At 69.0% G+C, this 24,102-nt stretch carries 22 protein-coding genes; 4 read left to right on the top strand and 18 right to left on the bottom strand.

What is annotated here, in order from left to right:
* Nucleotides 1-115 precede the first annotated feature (115 nt).
* From ACI7BZ_RS13745 to ACI7BZ_RS13735, 3 genes are all read right to left on the bottom strand, one after another.
* Nucleotides 116-550, bottom strand: a complete 435-nt coding sequence (locus ACI7BZ_RS13745; RefSeq protein WP_414117716.1) for a DUF1489 family protein — start codon at nt 548-550, stop codon at nt 116-118.
* 17 nt (nt 551-567) lie between these two features.
* The gene (locus tag ACI7BZ_RS13740; protein ID WP_414117715.1) at nt 568-1,608 is read right to left on the bottom strand and encodes a hypothetical protein; all 1,041 of its coding nucleotides are present in this window, start codon (nt 1,606-1,608) and stop codon (nt 568-570) included.
* A 193-nt stretch (nt 1,609-1,801) separates the two neighbouring features.
* Complete coding sequence (locus ACI7BZ_RS13735) at nt 1,802-1,939, bottom strand: hypothetical protein (RefSeq protein ID WP_414117714.1); 138 nt, start codon at nt 1,937-1,939, stop codon at nt 1,802-1,804.
* A gap of 253 nt (nt 1,940-2,192) precedes the next feature.
* Here ACI7BZ_RS13735 and ACI7BZ_RS13730 point away from each other — a divergent pair, with 253 nt between their 5' ends.
* On the top strand, nt 2,193-2,492 hold the full coding sequence (locus ACI7BZ_RS13730) for a DUF3253 domain-containing protein (RefSeq protein ID WP_414117713.1): 300 nt from the start codon (nt 2,193-2,195) through the stop codon (nt 2,490-2,492).
* A gap of 213 nt (nt 2,493-2,705) precedes the next feature.
* On the opposite strand, the gene ACI7BZ_RS13725 is transcribed toward ACI7BZ_RS13730, so the two are convergent.
* The 5 genes from ACI7BZ_RS13725 to ACI7BZ_RS13705 form a co-directional block, all read right to left on the bottom strand.
* Nucleotides 2,706-3,509 carry a YdcF family protein gene (locus ACI7BZ_RS13725; RefSeq protein ID WP_414117712.1) on the bottom strand — a complete coding sequence of 268 codons (804 nt, stop codon included), beginning with the start codon at nt 3,507-3,509 and terminating at the stop codon, nt 2,706-2,708.
* A 63-nt stretch (nt 3,510-3,572) separates the two neighbouring features.
* Complete coding sequence (locus ACI7BZ_RS13720; RefSeq protein WP_414119169.1) at nt 3,573-4,316, bottom strand: ABC transporter ATP-binding protein; 744 nt, start codon at nt 4,314-4,316, stop codon at nt 3,573-3,575.
* Nucleotides 4,316-5,614 (bottom strand): lipoprotein-releasing ABC transporter permease subunit, encoded by a 1,299-nt coding sequence (locus ACI7BZ_RS13715; protein WP_414117711.1) that lies wholly within the window; start codon nt 5,612-5,614, stop codon nt 4,316-4,318. The genes ACI7BZ_RS13720 and ACI7BZ_RS13715 overlap by 1 nt, the downstream gene beginning before the upstream one ends.
* On the bottom strand, nt 5,611-6,933 hold the full coding sequence (gene proS, locus ACI7BZ_RS13710) for a proline--tRNA ligase (protein WP_414117710.1): 1,323 nt from the start codon (nt 6,931-6,933) through the stop codon (nt 5,611-5,613). Before proS ends, ACI7BZ_RS13715 begins: the two co-directional genes overlap by 4 nt.
* A gap of 434 nt (nt 6,934-7,367) precedes the next feature.
* Complete coding sequence (locus tag ACI7BZ_RS13705) at nt 7,368-8,006, bottom strand: TetR/AcrR family transcriptional regulator (protein WP_414117709.1); 639 nt, start codon at nt 8,004-8,006, stop codon at nt 7,368-7,370.
* A gap of 228 nt (nt 8,007-8,234) precedes the next feature.
* Between ACI7BZ_RS13705 and ACI7BZ_RS13700 the strand changes: the two genes are divergently transcribed.
* The gene (locus ACI7BZ_RS13700; protein ID WP_414117708.1) at nt 8,235-9,191 is read left to right on the top strand and encodes a homocysteine S-methyltransferase family protein; all 957 of its coding nucleotides are present in this window, start codon (nt 8,235-8,237) and stop codon (nt 9,189-9,191) included.
* A 24-nt stretch (nt 9,192-9,215) separates the two neighbouring features.
* On the opposite strand, the gene ACI7BZ_RS13695 is transcribed toward ACI7BZ_RS13700, so the two are convergent.
* The 8 genes from ACI7BZ_RS13695 to ACI7BZ_RS13660 form a co-directional block, all read right to left on the bottom strand.
* Nucleotides 9,216-9,662, bottom strand: a complete 447-nt coding sequence (locus ACI7BZ_RS13695; RefSeq protein ID WP_414117706.1) for a VOC family protein — start codon at nt 9,660-9,662, stop codon at nt 9,216-9,218.
* A gap of 9 nt (nt 9,663-9,671) precedes the next feature.
* Nucleotides 9,672-10,046 carry an SUF system Fe-S cluster assembly protein gene (locus ACI7BZ_RS13690; RefSeq protein WP_414117705.1) on the bottom strand — a complete coding sequence of 125 codons (375 nt, stop codon included), beginning with the start codon at nt 10,044-10,046 and terminating at the stop codon, nt 9,672-9,674.
* Entirely contained in the window at nt 10,043-11,290 is a 1,248-nt protein-coding gene (locus ACI7BZ_RS13685) for a cysteine desulfurase (protein WP_414117703.1), read from the bottom strand. The genes ACI7BZ_RS13690 and ACI7BZ_RS13685 overlap by 4 nt, the downstream gene beginning before the upstream one ends.
* A 73-nt stretch (nt 11,291-11,363) precedes the next feature.
* Nucleotides 11,364-12,689 carry a Fe-S cluster assembly protein SufD gene (gene sufD / locus ACI7BZ_RS13680; protein ID WP_414117701.1) on the bottom strand — a complete coding sequence of 442 codons (1,326 nt, stop codon included), beginning with the start codon at nt 12,687-12,689 and terminating at the stop codon, nt 11,364-11,366.
* A gap of 10 nt (nt 12,690-12,699) precedes the next feature.
* On the bottom strand, nt 12,700-13,449 hold the full coding sequence (gene sufC / locus ACI7BZ_RS13675; RefSeq protein ID WP_414117700.1) for a Fe-S cluster assembly ATPase SufC: 750 nt from the start codon (nt 13,447-13,449) through the stop codon (nt 12,700-12,702).
* A gap of 44 nt (nt 13,450-13,493) precedes the next feature.
* Nucleotides 13,494-13,838: a hypothetical protein gene (locus ACI7BZ_RS13670; RefSeq protein ID WP_414117698.1), complete on the bottom strand. Its 345-nt coding sequence runs from the start codon at nt 13,836-13,838 to the stop codon at nt 13,494-13,496.
* Between the two features lie 95 nt (nt 13,839-13,933).
* Entirely contained in the window at nt 13,934-15,406 is a 1,473-nt protein-coding gene (gene sufB, locus ACI7BZ_RS13665) for a Fe-S cluster assembly protein SufB (protein ID WP_414117697.1), read from the bottom strand.
* Between the two features lie 122 nt (nt 15,407-15,528).
* Complete coding sequence (locus tag ACI7BZ_RS13660) at nt 15,529-16,632, bottom strand: cysteine desulfurase family protein (protein ID WP_414117696.1); 1,104 nt, start codon at nt 16,630-16,632, stop codon at nt 15,529-15,531.
* 515 nt (nt 16,633-17,147) lie between these two features.
* Between ACI7BZ_RS13660 and ACI7BZ_RS13655 the strand changes: the two genes are divergently transcribed.
* Entirely contained in the window at nt 17,148-17,810 is a 663-nt protein-coding gene (locus ACI7BZ_RS13655; protein ID WP_414117695.1) for an alpha/beta hydrolase, read from the top strand.
* Nucleotides 17,811-17,898: 88 nt separating this feature from the next.
* Here the strand turns inward: ACI7BZ_RS13655 and ACI7BZ_RS13650 are convergent, their stop codons facing one another.
* Nucleotides 17,899-19,008, bottom strand: coding sequence for an anhydro-N-acetylmuramic acid kinase (locus ACI7BZ_RS13650; protein ID WP_414117694.1), 1,110 nt, complete (start codon nt 19,006-19,008; stop codon nt 17,899-17,901).
* Nucleotides 19,009-19,108: 100 nt separating this feature from the next.
* On the opposite strand from ACI7BZ_RS13650, the gene tyrS reads away from it, so the two are divergent.
* On the top strand, nt 19,109-20,356 hold the full coding sequence (gene tyrS, locus ACI7BZ_RS13645; protein ID WP_414117692.1) for a tyrosine--tRNA ligase: 1,248 nt from the start codon (nt 19,109-19,111) through the stop codon (nt 20,354-20,356).
* 49 nt (nt 20,357-20,405) lie between these two features.
* Here the strand turns inward: tyrS and ACI7BZ_RS13640 are convergent, their stop codons facing one another.
* Nucleotides 20,406-23,861 (bottom strand): YhdP family protein, encoded by a 3,456-nt coding sequence (locus ACI7BZ_RS13640; protein WP_414117691.1) that lies wholly within the window; start codon nt 23,859-23,861, stop codon nt 20,406-20,408.
* Between the last annotated feature and the right edge of the window lie 241 nt (nt 23,862-24,102).

Genomic DNA, 24,102 nt, shown 5'->3' with positions numbered 1-24,102 from the left:
GCGCGCCGCATGGCCCGGGGGTCGTTCGTGGCGGCACCATGGCGCAGCGTTCCTGAACGCAGGATGACCCGAATTCCTGCCGCGACGGCCGGCCGGGGTGGCCCGCTGTCCGGCGTCAGAGCAAGCCGAGGTCCCGCAATTCACGCCGCATCTCGTCCGGCAGGTCGGCGGCGGCCGCCTCCTGCGCCAGATCGCGGGGCGCGTCGGCGGGCGGCAGGTAGCGCCAGCCCTGGAACGGCCGGGACGGCCGGGGCACCAGCGGCACCACCCGCGGGTCCAGCACCAGGGCGCAGCGGCGCACCCCCTCCCCGTCGGTGAACGGGCGCAGGTCGAGGAGGGCCTGGCGCGCGGCCACCTCGCCGCGGATCACCCAATAGAGCGAGCCGCCGGCCAGCAGCTCGTCGCGGCGCGTGGGCACCATGCGGGTGACGTGGATCTGCTCGAAAACCTGCCCGGCGGCCTGCGCGGCGGCGGCGCGGCCGGCAATCCAGGCCTCCAGGTCGGCGATGGAGGTGGCGCCGACGCACAGCTTGATGAGGTGAAGGGCCATAGGGTGCGGGCGGCGCCCTATTGGTCGTCGGCGGGCGCGGCGGCAGCCGGCGCCTCGGCCTCGGCCTGCGGCTCGGCAGCGGCCGGAGCCGGCTGCGGCCGCGGGCGCGGCGCCGCCGGACGGGGCGCAGGCGCGGCGGCGGCAGGCAAGGCCTGGTTCAGCACCGTGGCCGGCGGGCGGGCGGGCCGGGCCGGCGGCAGGGGGGCGGGGCCGGAGGGCGCGGCGGAGGTGGAAGCGGTGGTTTCAGGCTCCTCCACCGGCAAATTGGCCACCGGCGGGCGCTCCGGCGCCGCGGTGGCGTGGCCGGCGGCGGCGTTGTCCGGCGAAACCACCGCGAAGCCGAAGGGGCCGGTGCGCGGCGGCGTGGCCTGGGTGAAGGTGCCGCGGTTGCGCGCGTTGCGCTCCCAGATCGGCGTGTATTTGGCGACCAGGGTCTCGTAGCGCCCCTCGCTCATGTTGGCGATGATCTTCACCGGATCGCCGATCACCGCCGCCTGCGGGCAATAGGCCGGCGTGCAGCCGGAATAATCCACCAGTGCCGCGGCGACGAGGCCGTAGGGGTCCTGTTCCAGCGGGCGGCGCCAGGCGGTGATGCGTTCGGTGAGATAGGTCGCGTCGCGCCGGCGGACGAACTCGAACGCATCCTCCACCAGCGCCATGCGGGCACGCACCAGCGCGCGGGCGGAGGCGACGGCGTCGGGCCGCTCGAACAGCACCGGCTCGCAGACCGTCACCAGCCGCACGTCCGGGGCGATGCAGCCAAGGGCGGGAGACTGGGCGAAGGCGGCATCGAGCGCGGCGGCGCGGGCCTCCAGGGCCCGGGCCTCGGCGATGCCCGAGGAGGCATTGAACTGGCGCAGCAGCGCGCTGCCCACGGCAAGCCCGCCCACCAGAATGCCGATGAGCACCAGGATGGTGAGGGGATTCTCGTTCGGCTCCGACCGCACGAACAGCAGGAACACGAACACCGCGCCAAGGACCAGGGATACCAGGACCACCCAGCCGGGAACGGCAACGTTCGTGTTCACGATACCCAAGACCTGGGCGATCCACTCCATCTCGTCGTCCTCCGCGGCGCCCCCGGCTGCCCGCAATCGCCGACCACGGCCTTCAGCCGCAAACGGCGGACGCGCCGCGGCTGCCCCAAGGCGGCGGATGATCCTCCGGCGCACCGGGCAAGGCAACGCGGCAATCCCGCCGTTGGTTCACATGGTAAAGCATTTGCCGGCGGGCCGGAAATCCGGCCGGCGGTCAGCGCCCGCCGAGCGCGGCGTGATCGAAGCCGCCGAACAGATAGACCACCGTCACGGCGAGGAGGAAGACCACGAGCGCCGTGCGCGCGACGCACCAGCAGGAGCGCCGATGGGTATAGCCTTGAGCGAGGTTCATGATGGGATGTTGGATCTCGATAGGGCGCGGCGGCACGGGCCGTTCCGCGATGCACAAAGATTTAAGATTTTATGAAGGCCGCGGCAAGAGCCTGACGCGAACGCCTCGCACCTGCAGGATGAAAACCCTTGTGGATTGCGGGACACCCCCTCCCCGGCCCCGTCCCGGCGGGTGAATCATCCGCCACCGCCGCTCCGCGGGCGGTGGACAGCTTCCGTTTCCCTCTGGCGGGATCGCGCTCTAATAAGGCGCCATGATCGCCGATTCCCCCAACGAGCCCCCCTGCGACACCCGCCTGCCCGAGGAAGGGGAGACGGAAGCCGTGCTCCTGCGCCTCGCGCACGCCTGCGAGCCGGGCAAGAGCGTGAGCCCCATGGACGTGGCGCAGGCGCTGATGCCGAAGGACCAGTGGCAGCGCGCCCTGCCCGCGGTGCGGCGGGTGGCGGTGCGGCTCGCCCTCGCCGGGCGCCTGATCATCTATCGCAAGGGCAAGGCGGTGGACCCCACCGACTTCCGCGGCGTCTACCGGCTCGGGCCGCCGCGCAACGACTAGAGCACGTTCCGCTCAGCTTGCATCGCAAGCTGGGCGGTAAAACGTTCTCTATCAATAATTTAGAGACTGATTCACCGATCAGGTTGATTCAACCTGATCGGATCAGGCTCTAGGGTGCGCGCCGATCAGCTTGCATCGCGAGCTGATCGGATCACGCCTTCTCTGTCCTCAAGTGAGAGGGCGATCCGCTCCTATGGAGCCGCGGCGATCGCCTCACGGCGCGGGAAACAAGGCCTCGGTCTTGCCGGAGAGGTAATAGGCGATCAGCCCCACCCATTCCTTCACCGCCACGTCGGTCATGTCGAGGCCGGACGCGGCGCGCGAGAAGGGATCGTCGAGCGCATCCGGCCCGACCGTGCGGAAGTCCACCGGATAGGCTGTCACGGGAAAGCCCGCCTTGCGGAAGGCGCCCATGGCGCGGGGCATGTGGAAGGCGCTGGTCAGCAGCAGCCAGCGCTCCTCCGGCCGGGGATGGAGCAGGTTGCGGGAGAAGGCGGCATTCTCGGCGGTGTTGCGGGAGTTTTCCTCGAACGTCACCCGCTCGGGCGCGATGGCGAGATCGCCCAGGGTCTGGCGGATCATCTGCGCTTCCAGCGCCGGCCCGTTGGGGAACAGGGCGCTCGACCCCCCGGTGAAGACCAGGCGCGCATTCGGATAGCGGCGGGCCAGCGCGCCGAAGGCGATGGCCCGCTCCCCCGCATCGGCAAAGGCCGGCACGCCGCGGGCAAGGCCCACCGACGGCACTTCCGCCCCACCCAGCATGATGATGCCGGTGACGGGCTGTCCGTCGTCCTTGAACAGCGGGAAACGCTCCTCCAAAGGCGAGAGCAGGTGATTGCCCGCCGGCGAGAAGCCGAGCACCACCCATCCGGCAAAGGTGAGCAGCAGCAGGCCGATGCCGAGGCGCCGCGCGCGCAGCGCATAGAGGACGAGGCCGAGCCCGGCCAGGATCACCAGCGCATTGGAGGGCGCCACGAGGAACCAGAGCACTTTCGACGCGGTGAAGAAGGAATCCATGCCGTTCTCCGCTCGATGCCGCCGCCCGCACGCCGCAACGCGCGGTCCGGCCGGTGCAGGATTTCAGGCGAGTTCCACCACCTTGCCTTCGCGCAAGGTGACGCGGCGGTCCATGCGCGAGGCGAGTTCCAGGTTGTGGGTGGCGATCAGCGCCGCCACGCCGGTGGCGCGCACCAGCTCGGTCAGGGCGCCGAACACGTGGTCGGACGTCTTGGGGTCGAGATTGCCCGTCGGCTCGTCGGCCAGCAGCAGGCGCGGCGCATTGGCCAGGGCGCGGGCGATGGCGACGCGCTGCTGCTCGCCGCCGGACAGTTCCGAGGGGCGGTGGGTGAGGCGCGCGGCAAGGCCGAGATAGGACAAGAGCTCCCTCGCCCGCTTCTCCGCCATGGGGCGCGACAGGCCGCGGATCATCTGCGGCATGGCCACGTTCTCCAGAGCGGAGAATTCCGGCAGCAGGTGATGGAACTGGTAGATGAAGCCCACATGCAGCCGGCGGATGCGGGTGCGCTCGGCATCCGGCAGGCGCGCGGTGGGGGTGCCGTCGATGAACACCTCCCCCGCGTCCGAATGCTCCAGCAGGCCGGCGATGTGCAGCAGCGTGGACTTGCCGGAGCCGGAGGGCGCCACCAGCGCCACCGACTGGCCGTGGGAGATGGCGAGGTCCACCCCCCGCAGGATCTCCAGCGCCGCCGCGCCCTGGGAATAGCGGCGGGTGACGCCGGCCAGGTCAAGGGCGTGCTGCGGGCGGGCGCCGGGGCGCGGACCTGCGGGGGTGCCGCGGCCCTTGGGATTGGTGGGGGTGTCCATCACTCGTATCTCAGCGCTTCCACCGGATCGAGCCGGGCCGCCCGCCAGGACGGATAGAGGGTCGCCAGCAGCGACAGCACCAGCGCCATCGTCACCACGGAGGCGGTTTCCCCAAAGCTCATCTGCGCCGGCAGCCGGCTGAGATAATACAGCTCCTTGGGGAAGACGTCGGTGTTGGAGAGCCAGAAGATGAACTGGCGGATGCTCTCGATGTTGAGGCACACCACCACCCCCAGCAGCACCCCCATGAACGTGCCCACCACGCCGATGGCCGCGCCGGTGATGAGGAAGATGCGCATGATGGCCCCCTGCGTGGCCCCCATGGTGCGCAGGATGGCGATGTCGTGGCCCTTGTCCTTCACCAGCATGATGAGGCCCGAGACGATGTTGAGCGCCGCCACCAGCACGATGAGGGTGAGAATGAGGAACATGACGTTGCGTTCCACCTGGAGCGCACCGAAGAAGGTGGCGTTGCGCACCCGCCAGTCCACCAGATAGACCGGCCGCTCGGACGCGCTCTGGATGGCGGCGCGCAGTTCGTTCACGTCGTCGGGATTGTCGAGATAGACCTCCACGGCGTTCACGTCGCCGCTGCGGTTGAAATAGGCCTGCGCCTCGGACAGCGGCATGAACACGAAGGCGCTGTCATATTCCGACATGCCGATCTCGAACACCGCCGCAATCTTGTAGACCTTGATGCGCGGCGAGGTGCCCATGGGGGTGACCGCCCCGCGCGGGGCCACCAGGGTGATGTTGTCCCCGGCCCGCAGCGAAAGCTGGTCGGCGAGGCGCTTGCCGATGGCGATGCCCTGCCCCTGGTCGAAATTCTCCAGCGTGCCCTGGCGGATGTTGTGGGAGATGGACGGCAGCTGCCGCAGGTCCTTCTCGGCGAGGCCGCGCACCAGCACGCCGGAGGCGCCGAAGGGGGAGGAGGCCAGCGCCTGCCCCTCCACCAGCGGCACGGCAAGGCGGATGCCGTTGAGCTTGGAGATGCGCTCGGCCACCGCGGCATAATCGGTGAGCGGCGATTCCAGCGGCTGCACCAGCACGTGCCCGTTGAGGCCGAGGATCTTGCTCAGCAGCTCCTGGCGGAAGCCGTTCATCACCGCCATGACGATGATGAGGGTGGCCACCCCCAGCATGATGCCGAGGAAGGAGAAGCCGGCGATGACCGAGATGAAGCCTTCCTTGCGCCGGGCCCGCAGGTAGCGCAACGACAGCATCCACTCGAATGGCGCGAAGGGCCGCGTGCCCGTGGCTTCCTCGCGCGCTGCCGCCGCTGGCCCGGTTGCCGTCATGCCTTCAGCCTCTCCAGGATGTCGCCGGGTGCGATCAGCTCGCGCGAGCCGTCCACCCGGCGCTTCAGTTCCACCTTGCCCTCGGCGAGGCTCTTGGGCCCCACCAGGATCTGCCACGGCAGGCCGATGAGGTCGGCGGTGGCGAACTTCGCGCCCGCCCGCTCGTCCGTATCGTCGTACAGCACGTCATAGCCGGCCGCCGTCAACGCCGCGTAAAGGCCCTCGCAGGCCGCCGCGGTGGTGCTGTCGCCGGCCTTGAGGTTGAGGATGCCCACCTGGAAGGGGGCCACCGCATCCGGCCAGATGATTCCGTTCTCGTCGTGGCTGGCCTCGATCATGGCCGCCACGAGGCGGGAGGGGCCGATGCCGTAGGAGCCCATGTGAATGGTGTGCTCGGCGCCGTCCGGCCCCTGCACCCGGGCGCCGAAGGGCTCGGAATATTTGGTGCCGAAATAGAAGATGTGCCCCACCTCGATGCCGCGGGCGGCCATGCGGCGCGGCTCGGGAATGGCGTTGAAGGCGGCCTCGTCATGCTTTTCCGAGGTGGCGGCGTAAAGCGAGGTCCAGCGGTCGAACACCTGCTGCAGGCCCGCCGCATCGTCGAAATTCACGTCGGCCGAGGGCGGGGCCATGTCCAGATAGTCGCCATGGCAGAACACCTCGCTCTCCCCGGTGGAGGCCAGGATGATGAATTCGTGGGAAAGGTTGCCGCCGATCGGCCCCGTGTCCGCCACCATGGGAATCGCCTTGAGGCCCATCCGCGCAAAGGTGCGCAGATAAGCCACGAACATCTTGTTGTAGGAATGGCGGGCGCCGGCCGCATCGAGGTCGAAGGAATAGGCATCCTTCATCAGGAACTCGCGGGAGCGGTAGACGCCGAAGCGCGGGCGCACCTCGTCGCGGAACTTCCACTGGATGTGGTAGAGGTTGAGCGGCAACGCCTTGTACGACTTCACATAGGCCCGGACGATCTCGGTGATCATCTCCTCATTGGTGGGGCCGAACAGCATCTCGCGGTCATGGCGGTCCTTGATGCGCAGCATCTCCTTGCCATAATCATCGTAGCGCCCGCTCTCGCGCCACAGGTCGGCGGACTGGATGGTGGGCATCAGCAGCTCGATGGCGCCGGAGCGATTCTGCTCCTCGCGGATGATGGCGCACACCTTGTTGAGCACACGGTGGCCCAGCGGCAGCCAGGCATAGATGCCCGCCGCCTCCTGCCGGATCATGCCCGCCCGCAGCATCAGGCGATGCGAGACGATCTCCGCCTCCTTCGGCACTTCACGCAGGATGGGGAGAAAGTAGCGGGACAGGCGCATCTGCGGGCTCGACTGGCTGGAGCGAAGGGAGAATTCGGAATTCGGCGGGAGTGAAAGCGGAAGGCAAGCCAAAACACAAGTGCGGCGCCGAAGCCACGGTGCCCAGGGACCATAGTGCGCCGCAGCGAAACAGATATTGCGGCGCAAGGATGACAAACGACAGAATCTTGTTCTATTTTGTGGCGCACAAGAAAGGGGATCGTCACCGGCCGGCCAGATGGACGGTGAACGCGGTCCAGGTCTCGGGAGGAATCGAAGAAAAAGGGCCGACCGACGGCCGCCTTTCGGGGCGCATACGGAATCGGCATCACGGATTGGCCGCGTCGCGGTGAAGCGGGCTTAGAACCGCAGTCGGCGCAGGACCCGTGGAATAGCAAGGCGAGGCTTCGAGCCTCGCCTTTTTCTTTTGCTACCGCGGCTGCGGTCTCTTAGCGCTATCCCGCCGGATGGCACGGCGCGAACAGCAGGCGCACATAGGCCCTGAACTGCAACACCTGGCGGGGCAGAATGGTGGGGTCCCTCAACGCCCGGCCAAGGATGAGCGCCCCTTCCACCATGGTCGCCAGCATGTCCGACAGGGCTTCCAGATCCACCTCCTCGCGCGGGGGATAGGCGCGGGCGATCAGCTCGAAGCGCGCCCGGCAACGGTCCCGCCAGTCGAGCATGGAGCGGGCGTTCATGTCCCGGATCTCACGGTTGAAGAGCTGGTCCTGGTAACAGAAGGAGGCCGCGAGGCAGCCGGGATGGGCCTCGGGCAACTGCGCCATCATCTCGGCGAAGAATTTCAAGGCGATCAGCAGGCCGTGCAGCGGATCCTCGTCCAACTCGTCGGCGCGGCGAAACAAGTCGTCCAGCAATGCACGGTCGCGCTCCAGGTAGCGCAGCATCATCGCCTTGGCGAGTTCGGTCTTGTCCCTGAAATGATAGAAGAAGCCGCTCTTGGTGATACCGACGGCGCAGATCAGTTCCTCGATCGAGGTCGCAGCGAAGCCCTTGGCGAGGACAGCCTCCTCTGCCAGCACGAGAATCCGCTCGCGCGTGTCGCTGCCCCTGCGCTGCACCTGCTCCGCCATGGCGATGCTCTACCATAGGTAGGGTTGACGCCCAATTTTCGCTGCCGCAGCGAGCGATGCAAGCGGAAGATGGAGCGAGATATCTCTTTCAATAGCAACACTTGCAGCCCTCGGGCCGCCGCTTGACCCTGAGTCGTCTGGAAGGCGGAAGCGCTCGTCGGCACTCTCCCGCCGTCCCGCGACGGCCGCCGCCGCATCCGCCGCCGGACTGAGATACCGGAGATTGGCATGAGCAAGTACCGCGCGGCGCTGCCGCAACTGTCCGACCGCCTGTTCCTGATGGACGGCGGCCTCGAAACCACCCTGGTCTTCCACCAGGGCATCGACCTTCCCTTCTTCGCCGCGGCCGACCAGCTGAAGGACGAGGAAGGCACGGCGCGCCTGCGCCGCTATTACGACGACTATGCCCGACTTGCTGCCGAGGCCGGGCTCGGTTTCGTGCTCGATTCCCCGAACTGGCGGTCGAGCCCGGACTGGGGCGCGAGGATGTCCCTGTCCCTGGCCGAGCTGGAAGCCATCAACCGGCGCGGCATCGCGCTGATGGAGGAGGTGCGCGCCCGGCACGAGGGCGGACGTTCGCCCATGGTGGTGTCCGGAGTGGTCGGCCCGCGCGGCGACGGCTACCGGCCGGATGGCGCCATGAGCGCCGCCGAGGCGCGCGACTATCACGCCTGGCAGATCGGCATCTATGCGTCGACCTCTGCCGACATGGTCGCGGGCTACACGCTGAACTATGTGGAGGAAGCCATCGGCATCGCCGAGGCGGCACGGCGGGCCGGCCTGCCGGTGGCCATCTCCTTCACGCTGGAAACGGACGGGCGGCTGCCCTCCGGCCAGCCGCTGAAGGATGCCATCCTTGAAACCGACGCGGCCACCGGCGCGACCCCCGCCTATTACCTCATCAACTGCGCCCACCCGAGCCACTTCGCCGACGTGCTGGAGACGGACGCGGACTGGACCAGGCGGCTGCGCGGCCTGCGGGCCAATGCGTCCCGCCGAAGCCATGCAGAACTCGATGCCTCGCCGGATCTCGACGCGGGGGATCCCGAGGAACTGGGCCGGCTCTATCGCCAGCTCAGGACGCGGCTCCCCCGCCTCACGGTTCTCGGCGGATGCTGTGGAACAGACCACCGCCACGTCGCGCAGATCCGCCTTGCCTGCACCGGCATGGACGCCGCGGCATGATGCGGGCGTCAGCGTGAGCGCCGCTCAGTAGTTCGCCCACAGGCCGGGGCTGGCGATCTCGGCCAGATTGCCGTCCGGGTCGCGGAAATAAAGGCTGGTGGCGCCCCTGGGCCAATGCACCTCGCCTTCGATGGCCACGCCATGGGCCTGAAGGTGCGCGCGCCACGGCTCCATGTCCGCCGCCGCCACGGCGAAGGCGAAATGCAGGCGGCCGGCCCCGTCATGGGGCGGGATGGCGCCGCCGAACGGCAGGGCAATGGGCTGGTCGGCGGTGCCGCGCAGGAACAGGAGCAGCACCGTGTCGCCCACCGGGTATGCGGCGAACCGTGCATCAGCCAGCATGGGCGCAAGGCCCAGCACGCCCTCATAGAAACCGCGGGCGCGGTCGAGGTCGTCCACATAGAGCCCGGTTTCGACCACCCGGCCGAGCGGCGGCGCCGCAGGAGGAGCGGCACCGTGCGGCTCAGCCATCGGTCCGGCTCACCACAGATTGAGGGTGGCGCGCGCCTCCTCGGACATGCGGCCCTGGTCCCACGGCGGATCGAAGGTGATGTCCACCTTCACGCCGGAAATGCCCGGCACCGACAGGACCGCCCCTTCCACCATGCCCGGCAGTTCGGCCGCGGCCGGGCAATTGGGGGTCGTGAGGGTCATTTCAACCGCTACGCTGCGGTCGTCGGCGATATCCACCTTGTAGATAAGGCCAAGCTCGTAGATGTCCACGGGGATTTCCGGGTCATAGACGCTCTTCAGCGCGCCCACGATCTCGTCGGTCAGGCGCGTCAGCTCGCCGTCCGGAATGCTGGACTTGATCAGCGGCTGGTTGGCAGTGTCCAAAGACTTCGTCTCGGTCATGAGAAAAGATCCTGCGCCTTGACGAGGGCGTCGAACAGACGGTCCACGTCGGCGCGCGTGTTGTAAAGGGCAAAGGATGCGCGACACGTCGCCGACGCTCCATATCGGGCCAGAAGCGGCTGCGCGCAATGGGTTCCGGCACGCACCGCGACACCGTAGCGGTCGATGATGGTGGCCACGTCGTGGGGATGGGCGCCCTTCATCTCGAAGGAAATGATGGCCCCCTTTCCCGGCGCGTTCCCGATGATGCGCAGGGAATTGAGTGTTTTCAAGCGTTCGTGGGCATAGTCCGACAGATCATGCTCATGGGCGGCGATGCGTTCGCGGCCGATGGAGTTCACATAATCCATGGCCGCGCCGAGGCCGATGGCCTGAACGATTGGAGGTGTTCCAGCTTCAAATCTGTGGGGGGGCACGCCATAGGTGACGTCATCTTCCGTCACTTCGCGGATCATTTCGCCGCCGCCTTCATAGGGCGGCATCTGCGCCAGCAGGTCGAGCTTGCCGTAGAGCAGGCCGATTCCCGTGGGCGCATAGAGCTTGTGGCCGGTGACGGCGTAGAAATCCACGTCCAGCGCCTGCACGTCCACCGGCATGTGGACGATGGCCTGGCAGCCGTCCACCACCACCTTCGCCCCCACCGCGTGCGCCGCCGCGGCGATCTCCTTGATGGGCGTCACCGTGCCTAGCACGTTGGACATGTGGGTGATGGCGACGATCTTCGTGCGCTCGGTGAGCAGCGCGCGGAACGCCTCGAAATCGAAGGCGCCGTCCTCGGTCACCGGCGCCCACTTGATCACCGCGCCCTTGCGCGCGCGCAGGAAGTGCCACGGCACGATATTGGAATGGTGCTCCATGATGGAGAGCACGATCTCGTCGCCGGGCTGGATGGACTGGCCGAGGGACGAGGCCACCGTGTTGATGGAACCGGTGCCGGAGCGGGTGAAGATGATCTCGTCCACGCTGGCCGCGTTCAGGAACGCCCGCGCCCGCTCGCGCGCGCCCTCGAAGGCCTCGGTGGCGGCATTGGCCAGATAGTGCAGGCCGCGGTGGACGTTGGAATATTCCCGCTCGTAGGCGGTGACCATGCGCTCGATCACCTGCCGCGGCTTCTGGGCGGAGGCGGCATTGTCCAGGTAGGTGAGCGGATGGCCGTTCACCTCCAGGGACAGCGCGGGAAAGTCCGCGCGCACCGTCTCCACGTCGAACGTGCCGTCGGCGACGGCGGGGTGGGCGTGCGTCATCACAAAACGTCCTTGCTGAGGCCTGCCGTCAGGCCCCCACCCGCGTGCGGGGGAGGGCGTCCCGTTTGCAGCGTCACGCCGCCCGCTGCTCCAGCCACGCCACCATGCGCGCGATGAGCAGCTCGCGCAGGTCCGCGTCCGCCACATGCTCCACCGCCTCGCCGACGAAGGCCTGGATGAGCAGAAGCTCCGCCTCCTTCTCCGGCAGCCCGCGCGAGCGCAGGTAGAACAGCATCTTGTCGTCCAGCGCGCCGGCGGTGGCGCCGTGGCCGCACTGCACGTCGTCGGCGAAGATCTCCAGCTCCGGCTTGTTGTCCATCTCCGCGCCATCGGAGAGGAGCAGAGATTGGCTCATCATGCGCCCGTCCGTCTTCTGGGCATCGGGACGCACCACGATCTTGCCCTGGAACACGCCGTGGGCCTCGTCGGCGAGCACGGTCTTGAACAGCTCCCGGCTCTCGCAGCCCGCCACCGCATGGTCGATGAACAAGGTGGTGTCCGCATGCTGGCGGCCTTTCGCCAGCGTCGCGCCGCGGATGCCCGCATGGGTGCCGTGGCCGAAGAAGCGGGCAAAGACGCTGTAGCGCGACAGGGCCGCCCCGAGGGTGAGGGAGAAGGTGTCGAGCCGCGCGTCCCGCCCCAGGTCCGCCATGAGCGTGCCCAGATGGACCGCGGCGGCGCTTTCCTCCTGCAGGCGCACGAGGTTCACCACCGCAGCGTCGCCCACCACCAGCTCCACCGCGTCGTTCATCTGGTAGGCGACGCCGGCGCGGCCCGAGAAGCTCTGCACCAGGGTCAGCTCGGCCCCCTCCTCCACCACCACCACGGTGCGGGTGAAGCCGGCCAGCGGCGCATCGCCGGGGAAGACGTGGGCGATGTGCACCGGCCGTTCCACCTTGGTGCCGGCGGCAACCCGCAGCACCAGGCCTTCCCCGAGGAAGGCGGTGTTGAGGGCCAAAGCCCCGTCGTAGCGGTCGGGAGCGAGGGCGCCCACCCGCTCGGCGAAGGCATCGCCGGCCGCCAGCGCCGCCGCGAGCGGCAGCGCCGAAACCCCCGCCGGCAGGCCGGCAAGGTCGCTGGCCCCGCGCGCATAGGCACCGGCCACGAACAGGATGCGGGCCGCGCCCGGCACCCGCAAAGCGGAGAAATCGGCGGCCGCCTCGGCGGCGGCATCCGGGGGGGTGGAGAGCGGCGGGAAGGCGCGCAGGGCGGCGCGCAGATCCGTATATTTCCACTCCTCCACCCGGCGGTGGGGCAGGCCGTGCACGCGGAAGGCGGCGACGGCGGCGCGGCGCAACTCGCCGATCCGTCCCGCGTCCGGCGCGTCCTGAAGGCGGGCGTCGAGGGCCGCCGCGATGGCGTCCTCGGCGGCCGTGCGGGTGGGGCGCATGAGAGTCATCTCCACCCCCTCACGCCGCGTCCTGGCCATAGGCGGCATAGCCGGATTCTTCCAGCTCCAGCGCCAGTTCCGGCCCGCCGGAGCGGACGATGCGGCCCTTGTGCATCACATGCACCACGTCCGGCACGATATGATCCAGCAGACGCTGGTAATGGGTGATGACCAGCATGGAGCGGTTGGGGCTGCGCAAAGCGTTCACCCCCTGCGCCACCACCTTCAGGGCGTCGATGTCGAGGCCGGAATCGGTCTCGTCGAGAATGCAGAGCTTCGGCTCCAGAAGGGCCATCTGCAGGATTTCGTTGCGCTTCTTCTCGCCGCCGGAGAAGCCCACGTTGACGCCCCGGCGCAGCATGTCCTGCGAGATGCCGAGGTCGGGCGCCTTCAGGCGCACCAGCTTGAGGAAATCGGGGGTGGAGATTTCCTCCTCCCCGCGCGCCTTGCGCTGGGCGTTCATGGCCGCGCGCAGGAAGGTGAGGTTGGCGACGCCGGGAATCTCGATGGGATACTGGAACGCAAGGAAGACGCCGGCCGCCGCCCGCGCGTCCGGGTCCTGGCCCAGCAGCTCCTGCCCGTCGAAGATGACGGAGCCGTCCGTCACCTCATAGTCCGGCTTGCCGGCGAGGACATAAGAGAGGGTGGACTTGCCGGAGCCGTTCGGCCCCATGATGGCGTGGATTTCCCCGGCGGGAATGGCGAGGTCGAGGCCCTTGAGGATCTCGTTCCCGCCGATGCGGGCGTGCAGGTTCTTGATTTCGAGCATGTGTCTTGTCCGTTCATGCGCCGCGGCCGGGCCGGGCGAAAGATTCAGCGCGGCTGGGATTCCATGACCGCGTAATCGCAGATCGTGATGAAGTAGTCGCCGGTGTCCTTGAGGGCTTCCACTTCGATGCGGACCGGGCGGTTCCAGCCAATGGCCGCGAGCAGCAGGCCAGCGGAGCCGCAGTCGCCGAGGCCGAACAGGGTGACCAGTCGAAGCGCTCGCGCGCCGACCTGCCCCTTGACCACCTCGTCCACGACGAAATCCGCCCGGACCACCGGCTTGCCATCCAGGAGGGCGTTCGCACCTGCGCTCATCTGCGTGACCCGCCCGCGAACAACCGTCTCGGCTGCTTCGAGCCGCCATGCATCGATCGCCTCACGCCCCTTCACATGGGCCGGAGGCTGAGAACACGAGCATGCGGTCGCAGCTCCAGCCCCTGCGATCAGCCATGCGCAGACCGCAAGACCTATCCACCCGCCGCGCATCACCCCACGCTCCCCTCAAGGCTCACCGCGATCAGCTTCTGCGCCTCCACCGCGAACTCCATGGGCAGTTGCTGCAGCACGTCGCGCACGAAGCCGTTGACGATGAGCGCCACCGCCTCCTCCTGGGAGAGGCCCCGCTGGAGGCAGTAGAACATCTGGTCCTCGGAGATCTTGGAGGTGGTGGCCTCGTGCTCGAACTGGGCCGAGGCGTTCTTGGCCTCCATATAGGGCACGGTATGCGCCCCGCAGCCGTCGCCGATGAGCAGCGAATCGCAATTGGTGAAGTTGCGCGCGCCGGTGGCCTTGCGGTGGGCGGAAACCAGCCCGCGATAGGTGTTCTCCGAGCGGCCGGCGGCGATGCCCTTGGAGATGATGCGGCTCGACGTGTTCTTGCCGAGATGGATCATCTTGGTGCCGCTGTCCACCTGCTGGCGGCCGTTGGAGATGGCGATGGAATAGAACTCGCCCTGGGAATTGTCGCCGCGCAGGATGCAGCTGGGGTATTTCCAGGTGATGGCCGATCCGGTCTCCACCTGGGTCCAGGAAATCTTGGAATTGTCGCCGCGGCAATCGCCTCTTTTGGTGACGAAATTATAGATGCCGCCCTTGCCGTCCTTGTCGCCGGGATACCAGTTCTGGACGGTGGAATACTTGATCTCCGCATCCTTCAGCGCCACCAGTTCCACCACCGCGGCATGCAGCTGGTTTTCATCGCGCTGGGGCGCGGTGCAGCCTTCCAGATAGCTCACATAGGCGCCCTCGTCGGCGATGATGAGCGTGCGCTCGAACTGGCCGGTGTTGCGCTCGTTGATGCGAAAGTAGGTGGAAAGCTCCATGGGGCAGCGCACCCCCTTGGGGATGTAGACGAAGGAGCCGTCGGAGAAGACCGCGCTGTTGAGCGTGGCGTAGAAATTGTCCGAAACCGGCACCACGCTGCCCAGATACTGCTTCACCAGATCGGGATGCTCGCGGATCGCCTCCGAGATGGGCATGAAGATGACGCCCGCCCGGGCCAGCTCGGCCTTGAAGGTGGTGGCCACCGACACGCTGTCGAACACCGCGTCCACCGCCACCCGCGTGCCCGGCGCACCCTCGATGCCAAGCAGCGCATCGCGCTCGCGCAGGGGAATGCCGAGCTTCTCGTAGGTCTTCAGGATCTCCGGGTCGATCTCGTCGATGGAGGCCGGCGCCTTCTTCGGCTGGGAGAAATAATAATAGTCCTGGAAGTCGATCTTCGGGTAGCTCACCCGCGCCCAGCTCGGCTCGGGCATGGTGAGCCAGCGCCGATAGGCGTCCAGGCGCCAGTCCAGCATCCATTCCGGCTCGTTCTTCTTGGCCGAGATGTAGCGGATCGTCGCCTCGGAAAGGCCCTTGGGGGCCTTCTCGCTCTCGATATCGGTGACGAACCCGTACTTGTACTGATCCACGTCGATGGCGCGGACGCGCTCGACGGTTTCCTGAACCGCAGGCATCTTCTCTTCTCCTCTCCCGCGCGGGGTCAAGGCCCGCGGGTCAAGTTCCCATGCCGCCCGTGACAGGCGGCCGCTTTGCACTTCCGGCCGCGCCGGCCGCGCGGCTTCAGCATCCTTGCCTTCTACGCCGCGCAGGCGGCGCGGCTCCTCACCTGCGGCACGACCTTGCGAAGGGCCGCCACCGCCTGGTCCACATCCTCCCGGGTGCTCGACCAGCCGAGCGAGAGCCGGATCGCCCCCGCCGCCAGGTCCGGCGCCATCCCCATGGCGGTCAGTACGTGGGAAACGCCCACCTTGCCCGACGAGCAGGCAGACCCGGCACTGACACTTACGTGGGAAAGGTCCAGCGCGATCACCAGTGTCTCGGCCCGAACTCCGGCGAACGTCAGCATGGAGGTGTTGGGCAGGCGGGCCGCGTGCCCGGCCACCACCGCTGTCCCGGCAACGCTCTCCAGCACCGCCCGTTCCAGCGCGTCGCGCAGGCCGGCAAGGCGCTGCGCCTCGGGCGCAAGCTCCGCTGCCGCCGCCCGTGCCGCCACGCCGAAGCCGGCGATGGCCGGGCCGTTCTCGGTGCCCGCGCGGCGGCCGCGCTCCTGCCCGCCCCCGGCCAGCAGCGCCGGCACGCGATGGTCGGCGCCCGCCGCCACCAGCGCCCCCGCACCCTGCGGGCCGCCCAGCTTGTGGGCCGACAAGGCGAGGAAATCCACCCCCAGCGCCGCCATATCCAGGGGCACCCGGCCGGCGGCCTGCACCGCATCGCAGAACACCACCGCACCATGCCCATGGGCGAGGCGCGCCGCCTCCGCCACGGGCTGCAGGGTGCCGGTCTCGTTATTGGCTGCCATCACCGCCACCAGCGCGCGCCGTCCGGCGCGGCCATGGGCCGCAAGGGCCGCCTCCAGGGCCGAAAGATCCAGCCGCCCGGCGCCGTCCACGGGCAGGATTTCCACCCGCTCGGCCGCAAAGCGGTGTCCGCGCAGCACCGCGGGATGCTCCACCCCGCCCGCCAGCAGCACATCGCAGGGATGCGGCCGCCCGTTCAGCTCCATTTCAGGATGCAGGGCGAGGGCCGCCGCCTCGGTGGCGCCGGAGGTGAACACCACGGCCCGCGGCACCGCGCCCACCAGCGCGGCCACGGCGCTGCGCGCCGCCTCCAGCCGCGCCCGCGCGGCGCGCCCGTCCGCATGCACCGAGGAGGCGTTGCCCCCCTGGTCCAGCGCATCCATCACCGCCGCGCGTGCATTTGGCCGCAGGGGGCTCGTGGCATTGTGATCAAGATAGGCACGATGCGCCGGGCTGCGCACAGCCGGGCTGCGGCCGTCGCGCGCGGCATCCTCCTGCGGCAGATCCCCGCGCGCGGCACCGTCAGGCGCCGCGCCTGCGCGTGCCTGCTGCGAATCCCGCAACCCAAGGGTGCCGCCCGCGCTCATCCCCGCCTCCCGGACCGTCCCGCGCAACACGCTTCGGCCCCGCGCCAGACTTGCAATTGCCGGCAATCTCGGTCATAGGTCAAACTTCACCCGTTCTCGCATTGCAGCGCCCTTCGGTTTGCGCAGCCGGCGGGAACAGATTAGAATTATTCTAATAAAATAGGGCGAGCCCGCCTGTTAGTCAAGCATTCCCGTTTCGCCGTCAAGTCGTTACGGTCATGTGTCGGGTCCGCCTTCCGGACGCGTCAGGCTTTCACGGGCATCCGCGTCTCGCCCCGCGCGTCATTGCCACCCAGAGGTTGCAAACTTCCATGCCAGAAGTGATCTTCCCCGGCGAAAAGGGACGGCTCGAAGGCCGTTACCAGCCTGCCAAGACACGCAATGCGCCCATCGCCATCATTCTTCATCCGCATCCGCAGTTCGGCGGCACGATGAACAATCCGGTGGTCTACAACCTCTACTACCAGTTCGTGAACCGGGGCTTCTCCGTCCTGCGCTTCAACTTCCGCGGCGTGGGCCGCTCCCAGGGCTCGTTCGACCACGGCACCGGCGAGCTTTCCGACGCCGCCGCGGCGCTGGACTGGGCCCAGTCGGTGAACCCGGACGCCCGCGCCTGCTGGATCGCCGGCTTCTCCTTCGGCGCCTGGATCGGCATGCAGCTCTTGATGCGCCGGCCCGAGGTGGAGGGCTTCATCTCCATCGCCGCGCCGGCCAATCTCTACGACTTCTCCTTCCTCGCCCCCTGCCCCTCCTCCGGCCTGTTCGTGCATGGCGACAAGGATGCGGTGGTGCCCACCAGCGCGGTGCAGACCCTGGTGGAAAAGCTGAAGACGCAGAAGGGGATCGTCATCGAGCAGCAGGTCCTGCCCGGCGCCAACCACTTCTTCGACGGCAAGACCGAGGAGCTGATGGGCGTGGTGGGAACCTACCTCGACAAGCGCCTGCCCGGCACCCGCAAGGACAGCGCCGCCTGAGGCGCACGCCGGCTGCAGCATCACCACGGCGCGCCCCCGGGCGCGCCGTTTTCGTTCCGGGGCCACAAAGCCGGGCCGCAGAACGGCCTCAGGGCCGGAACAGGACACCGCCCGTCAGCGGCGCGGGCGCGCCGGTGGTGGTGGGGAAGGTGAGCGCCAGCCCGCGCAGCGCCCGCGCGGCGAGGAAGCCGAAGGCGTGGGCCTCCAGCGCATCCGCCGACCAGCCCAGCCGATCCGCCGTGCGCACCTGCGCCTGAAGCCGCGCCGCCAGCATGGCGCACAGGGTGGGGTTGCGCGCCCCGCCCCCGGCGACGATCCACAGGGCCGGCGGCCGGGCAAGGTGCGGCACCACCGCCGCCACGCTTGCGGCGGTCAGCGCCGTCAGGGTTGCCGCGCCATCGGCAAGGCTCAGGCCGGCAAGCCCCGCCCGCTCCGCCACGAAGCTGCGGAAGGCGTTGCGATCCAGCGACTTGGGCGGCGGCACGGCGAAGAAGGGATGGTCCAGGAGCACGGCGAGGCGCGCCTCGTCCACCTGCCCCTGCGCCGCCGCCGCGCCGTCCACGTCACAGGCCACCGCGGTGCGGGCGAACAGGAAATCGTCCAGCAGGGCATTGCCGGGGCCGGTGTCGCAGGCCACCGGCGGCGCGTCGGCGTCGATGACGGTGACATTGGCCACGCCGCCCACGTTCAGCACCGCCACCGGGCCGGGCAGCGCCAGCCGGCGCACCAGCGCCTGGTGGAACACCGGCACCAGCGGCGCCCCCTGCCCGCCCGCCGCCACGTCGGCCGCGCGGAAATCCGCCATCACCGGCACGCCCAGATCGGCCGCCAGCCGCGCGCCGTCGCCGATCTGCACGGTGAGGCGGGCGTCGGGGCGGTGAATGACGGTCTGGCCGTGGAAGCCCACGAGGTCGATGTCGCCGGCGGTGAGGCGCAGGCTGTCCAGCAGCGCCCGCACCGCCGCCGCGTGCAGATGGGTGACGCGCGCCTCCGCCACCCCCAGCACCCCCGGCCGGTCGGTGCGCTGGTTGACGCCGCGGGCATCCTCCATGGCCTGGACCAGAAGGGCGCGGGTGGCGGCATCATAGGGTAGCGTCACCGCCGGGCCGAGCCAGGCGATGTCTTCGCCGTCGGTGTCGATCACGGCGGCGTCGATGCCGTCCATGGACGTGCCGCTCATCAGCCCCACCACGCGCATCCCCGCCCCCCGATCTCGCCCCATGCAATCTGGCGCCGGACCTGATACACCACCGCACCTTTCCGGCGCGTGAGCGCCACCCCCCAGCCCAGATTGCGCGATGACCTCTCCCGCCTTCCGTTCCGAATTCCTGCGCACCCTTCACGAGCGCGGCTACATCCACCAGTGCTCGGACCTCGAGCGCCTCGACGCCAAGGCCGCGGAAGGGCCCATCACCGCTTATATCGGCTTCGATGCCACCGCATCGAGCCTGCATGCGGGGCACCTCTTGTCCATCATGATGCTGCGCACGCTGCAGCGCACCGGGCACCGGCCCATCGCGCTCATGGGCGGCGGCACCACCAAGATCGGCGATCCGTCCGGCAAGGACGAGGCGCGCAAGATGCTCACCGACGCGCAGATCGACGCCAACATCGCCTCCATCCGCAAGGTGTTCGCCCGCTTCCTCGATTTCGAGGGCGGCGCCGTTATGGAGAACAATGCGGCCTGGCTCGACGAGCTGAAGTACATCCCCCTCCTGCGCGAGGTGGGGCCGCACTTCACCATCAACCGCATGCTCACCTTCGATTCGGTGAAGCTGCGCCTGGAGCGCGAGCAGCCGCTCACCTTCCTCGAATTCAACTACATGATCCTGCAGGCCTACGATTTCGTGGAGCTGAACCGGCGCCACGGCTGCATCCTGCAGATGGGTGGCTCCGACCAGTGGGGCAACATCGTCAACGGCATGGAGCTGGGGCGGCGGATGCACGGGGCGGACCTGTTCGCCCTGACGACCCCGCTGCTCACCACCTCCTCCGGTGCCAAGATGGGCAAGACCGCAGGCGGCGCCGTGTGGCTCGATGCCGCGCTGCTGAGCCCTTATGAATATTGGCAATACTGGCGCAATGCCGGCGATGCGGACGTGGAGCGCTTCCTGAAGCTGTTCACCGAGCTGCCGCTCAGCGAGATCGCCCGCCTCGCCGCCCTGGAAGGCCAGGAGATCAACCTCGCCAAGGAGGTGCTCGCCACCGAGGCCACCGCCCTCCTGCACGGCCACGAGGCCGCCGAGAAGGCCAGGGAGACCGCCCGCACCACCTTCGCCGAGGGTGCGCTGGCGGTGGACCTGCCCACGGTGGATGTGGAGCGGGCGCGGCTGGAGGCCGGCATCGCCGTGGCCAACGCCTTCGTGGACGCCGGCCTCGTGGCCTCCACCAGCGAGGCGCGCCGCCAGATCAAGGGCGGCGGGCTCAGGGTGAATGACGTGGCAGTGAGCGACGAGAAGGCCGTCATCACCGCCGACGCCCTCACCGAGGGCGTGGTGAAGCTCTCCCTCGGCAAGAAGAAGCATGTGCTGCTGAAGCCGGTGTGAGCGGCGCCTCTCGGGCGGCATTCAGCCGCCGCCCGGACAGGCCCGTGCCTCACCGCGTGGGCGGGGCGTTGCTGGAATCGCGGAACTCGAAGATCTTGCGCAGGAAGCCCGGGGCCACGGCCGAGATGGGGTTGATGCGCAGGGTGGGGCCGCCCGTGAGCGGGCCGACGATCTCGAACGTCACCCCCACCAGCCCCTCGTTCGGCCCCCCGCCCAGGAGCATGCCGATGACCGGCAGCTTCGAGAAGATGTTGTTGAGGGCGTAGGCGGGCACGAAGGTGCCGCGCACCGAGATGCGGTCGGCGGCGAAATCCAGCGTGCCGTCGAAGGTGGCGCCCACCGACGGACCCCAGATGGCGCCTTCGCGGAACACGATCTTGCCGGTGGTGCGGGCGAACTGGGCCTGCGCCTTTTCGAAGACGGCGGTGCCGTCCTCGATCTTGCCGGAGGAATCGCGCGCGGCGCTGGACAGGCGCTCCAGCCCGGGCTCGCCCTTGATGGAGAAGTCGCGCAGGTGCAGCACCCCCTCCTGCGGCGTCTGGTCGCTGCGGGGCGGGTCCACCACCAGCCATGCTTCGCCGCCCTGCACCTTGGGATAGATGTCGAGAAAGCGCAGCAGCGCGCCGGCATCGGACGAACTGACCTGGAGGGCGCGCTGGCGCCCCTGCCAGTTGCGCATTTCCCCCGCCACCGTGCCATCGCGCCCGGCCCTGGCGGTGAGGGTGAAGTCCCGCGTCTCCACCCCGCGCCGCGCCACGGTGAGGTCGAACTGGCGCAGCACCTCGCCATTGTTGCCGGTGAGCGCGCCGATGCGCGCTTCCACGTCCACGTCCGGCGTCTTGGGCCGGCGCGGGCCGGACGGGGTGGCGACCAGGCTCTTCATGATGCCGCGCGCGTCCATCACCTCGCCGGTGATGCGGATCTTCAGCACGTCGCCGGCCCGGTCCGCCTTCAGCGAGGCCTTGTCGCCGTCGGAGAGCTGGAAGGTGGGGAACTGGGCGCCGAGCAGTTCGCCGCTGTCGGACAACTCCAGGGAGCCCTTCAAGAGGGTTCCCGAGCCGTCCATCACCAGGTCGTCCAGCCGCACCGTCTTGCCCTTGTCGTTGATGACGAAGCGCGCCTTCAGCGGCTTGCCCGCGGGCTTGGACAGGCCGGGGATGACATCGGCGATGCGGGCGTTGGTGAGGTCGGCCTCGATGCTGGCCCGCGTGTCCTTGTTGTTGGTGGTGCCCACAAGGCGCACGCCCACCGGGCCGGTGATGCCGGGAAGGTCCACGCCCAGCCGGGCGCGGGCGGCCTCGTCGAGGGTGGCGCTGATGCGGATGTCGGAATCCGCCACGTCCTTCTTCTTCTCATATTCGAAGGCCACCGGCGCGCCGGCGAGCTTGCCGTCGCCGCGCAGCACGATGCCGCCGGGCGAGGCGAAGGCCCGCACCGTCGCCCCTTCCAGGCGCTGGCCCTTGAACACCTTGTCCACGCCGAAATCGGTGAGGGTGGCCTCCAGGGAATAATCGAAATCCTCCGGCCGCCCCACCTTGCGGAAGGTGATGTTGACCTGCAGCAGGGCCGAGAAGCGCCCGCGGGTGGTGGAGGGATCGAAGGCGGTGCCGGTGGGGCCCTTCAGTTGCTCCATGCCCAGCACTTCCACCGCGGCATCGGCGGGACCTTCGAACTTCACCTGGATCTGCGAGGCGGGCTCGCGGGGGAAATAGTCCGGCAGCAGCATGACCCCGTCGCTGACCGCGATCTTGCGGTTCTGCGGCGTCACCACCGTGCCGTCGGCCATGGTGATGCGCACCGAGCGGCCGGTGACGAGGATGGCGAGGCTGGCATTGGTGATGGGCGGCAGCCCCTTCACCGGACGCAGGGTGACGCCGGTGCCGTTGAGGGTGAAGCGCACGCCGTCTTCCGGCAGGGGAATCTGCTTCTGGCCGATGAGGTCGAGCGGCAGCCGGACGGCAATGGAGATGCCGTCCGCCGTGCCGGCCGAGACGTTCTCGATGGCGAACTGGCGCGCCGGCGGGGCGATGGAGACCGGCCAGAAGCGCTTGATGGTGGCCACCGGCAAGGGCGTGGCGGTGCCGTCGAAGGCCAGGGTGGGCGCCGCCACGCCGAAGTCGAACAGGGCGGTAAAGGTGAAGGAGCCGGCGGCGGAGCCGAGGAAGCCGGTCTCCACGAACAGCTTCTGGCTCGGCGGATCGAAGCGGCCGGCCACCGTCACCTTGTCGATGACGAGGGCGGGCTCGCTCATCTCCGGGCCGGCCAGCACCACCTCCTTGGGGCCGATGGTGAAGGGCCAGGGCTCGCGCGCCAGGGCCGGCACGCGGATTTCCCCCTCCAGCGCGATCCGGTTCTCGCCCTTCTGCGCCAGGATGGGGGAGAGGAGGATGACGCGGCGCGCCACATCCAGCGTCAGGCCGATCTGGGCGCGATCAATGACGAATCGCTCCTCCACCTCCTCGCCATTGCCCAAAGCGCCGGCGCCCAGATCGAGGCTGGCCTTGGCCGCCTTCAGCTCGCCCTCCAGCGAGAGGGTGGCGGTGAAGGCCGCGGACAGGGGGGTGTCGATATAGAAGCGGCGGTGGTCCTGGGCGAAGGCCTGGAGCAGATCGTAGGTGGAGACGTTGCGGATGGCCACGTCGATGGCCCGCTCCCCATCCTTCGCGGCGCCGATGCGCGCCACGGCGGTGGCCACCCCCTGCGGCGACTGGGTGGTGAAGGTGAGCTCGGCGCCGCCGCCGGCCGGGCGGGCAAGGCGGATGCTGATGTGCTGGAACACGATGCGGCGGCCGGAGCTTTCATTCTCCACCACCAGAGTGCCGTCCTTCAGCCCCACGTCGGCCAGCGCGCCGCCGTCGAAGCCGGCGCTTTCCAGCTCCGCCATCCAGCGGGCGAGATGGACCGGCTTCAGCGGGTCCATGTCGGCCGCGGCGGGCGCGGGGGCCGCCGCCGGGGGCGCGGAGGGCTGGAGCGCCGGGGCTGGGGTCGCGGGCGAAGGGGCGGCGGGGGCCGGGTCCGGGCGCAAAGCGGGCGGTGCGTTCGGGGCGGTGCGGGCGGTGGACAGGGGCTTGCCGCCACGGCCGGTGGCAACCGCAAGGTGGCCGGAGGCGGCGATGCGCACCGTCATTTCCGCGCCCACGAGGTCGATGCGGCGGGCCTTCGGCATGAGCGAGAGCAGCGAGCCCTCCAGCTCCACCTCGGCGCTGGGGGCGCTGGCCACCAATTGCCCGTCGCGCGCGGTGACGCGGATGTCGTGCACCACCACCGCGGTGGCGCCGTCGGCCATGGTCTGGATGCTGGTGGAGCCGATGGCCACCTTGTGGCCGCCGCCGATGCGCTCTTCCAGCGCCCGCTCGATATAAGGCGTGGCAATGTCGGCGGTGACGGTGCCGGTGGCGACCAGCACATAGAGCGTGACCGCGGCGATGCCGCCGAGGGCGATCAACCCCAGGCACACGGCGGTGAACGCGCGTGCGACGCGGCCGCGGGGCACGAGTGCGCCCATGAAGCCCCGGAACCGGGAACGGCGCGGCCTTGCCCGCGCCGGTTCCGGCTTGCGCACCCTCTCCTGCATTCCGCTCCGGCCCTTCCGCAACAACCGGCCGCGCTGACGCCCCCGCGCGTGCCTTCCATGCCTTCCCGCAAGCGGCGATTCGCGTCGCGGCCCGCACGGTGAACCTACCCTCACCAAAGCTCGTAAAGATGAGGTGGATCAAGCCACCCAAGATTACCATCTAGGGGACGAA

It is taken from the genome of Xanthobacter sp. AM11 (assembly GCF_047444035.1).
In the GTDB taxonomy this organism is placed as follows: domain Bacteria; phylum Pseudomonadota; class Alphaproteobacteria; order Rhizobiales; family Xanthobacteraceae; genus Xanthobacter.
Note: the sequence above shows the minus strand (reverse complement) of the source record. Positions and strands in the feature narration are given on the sequence as shown.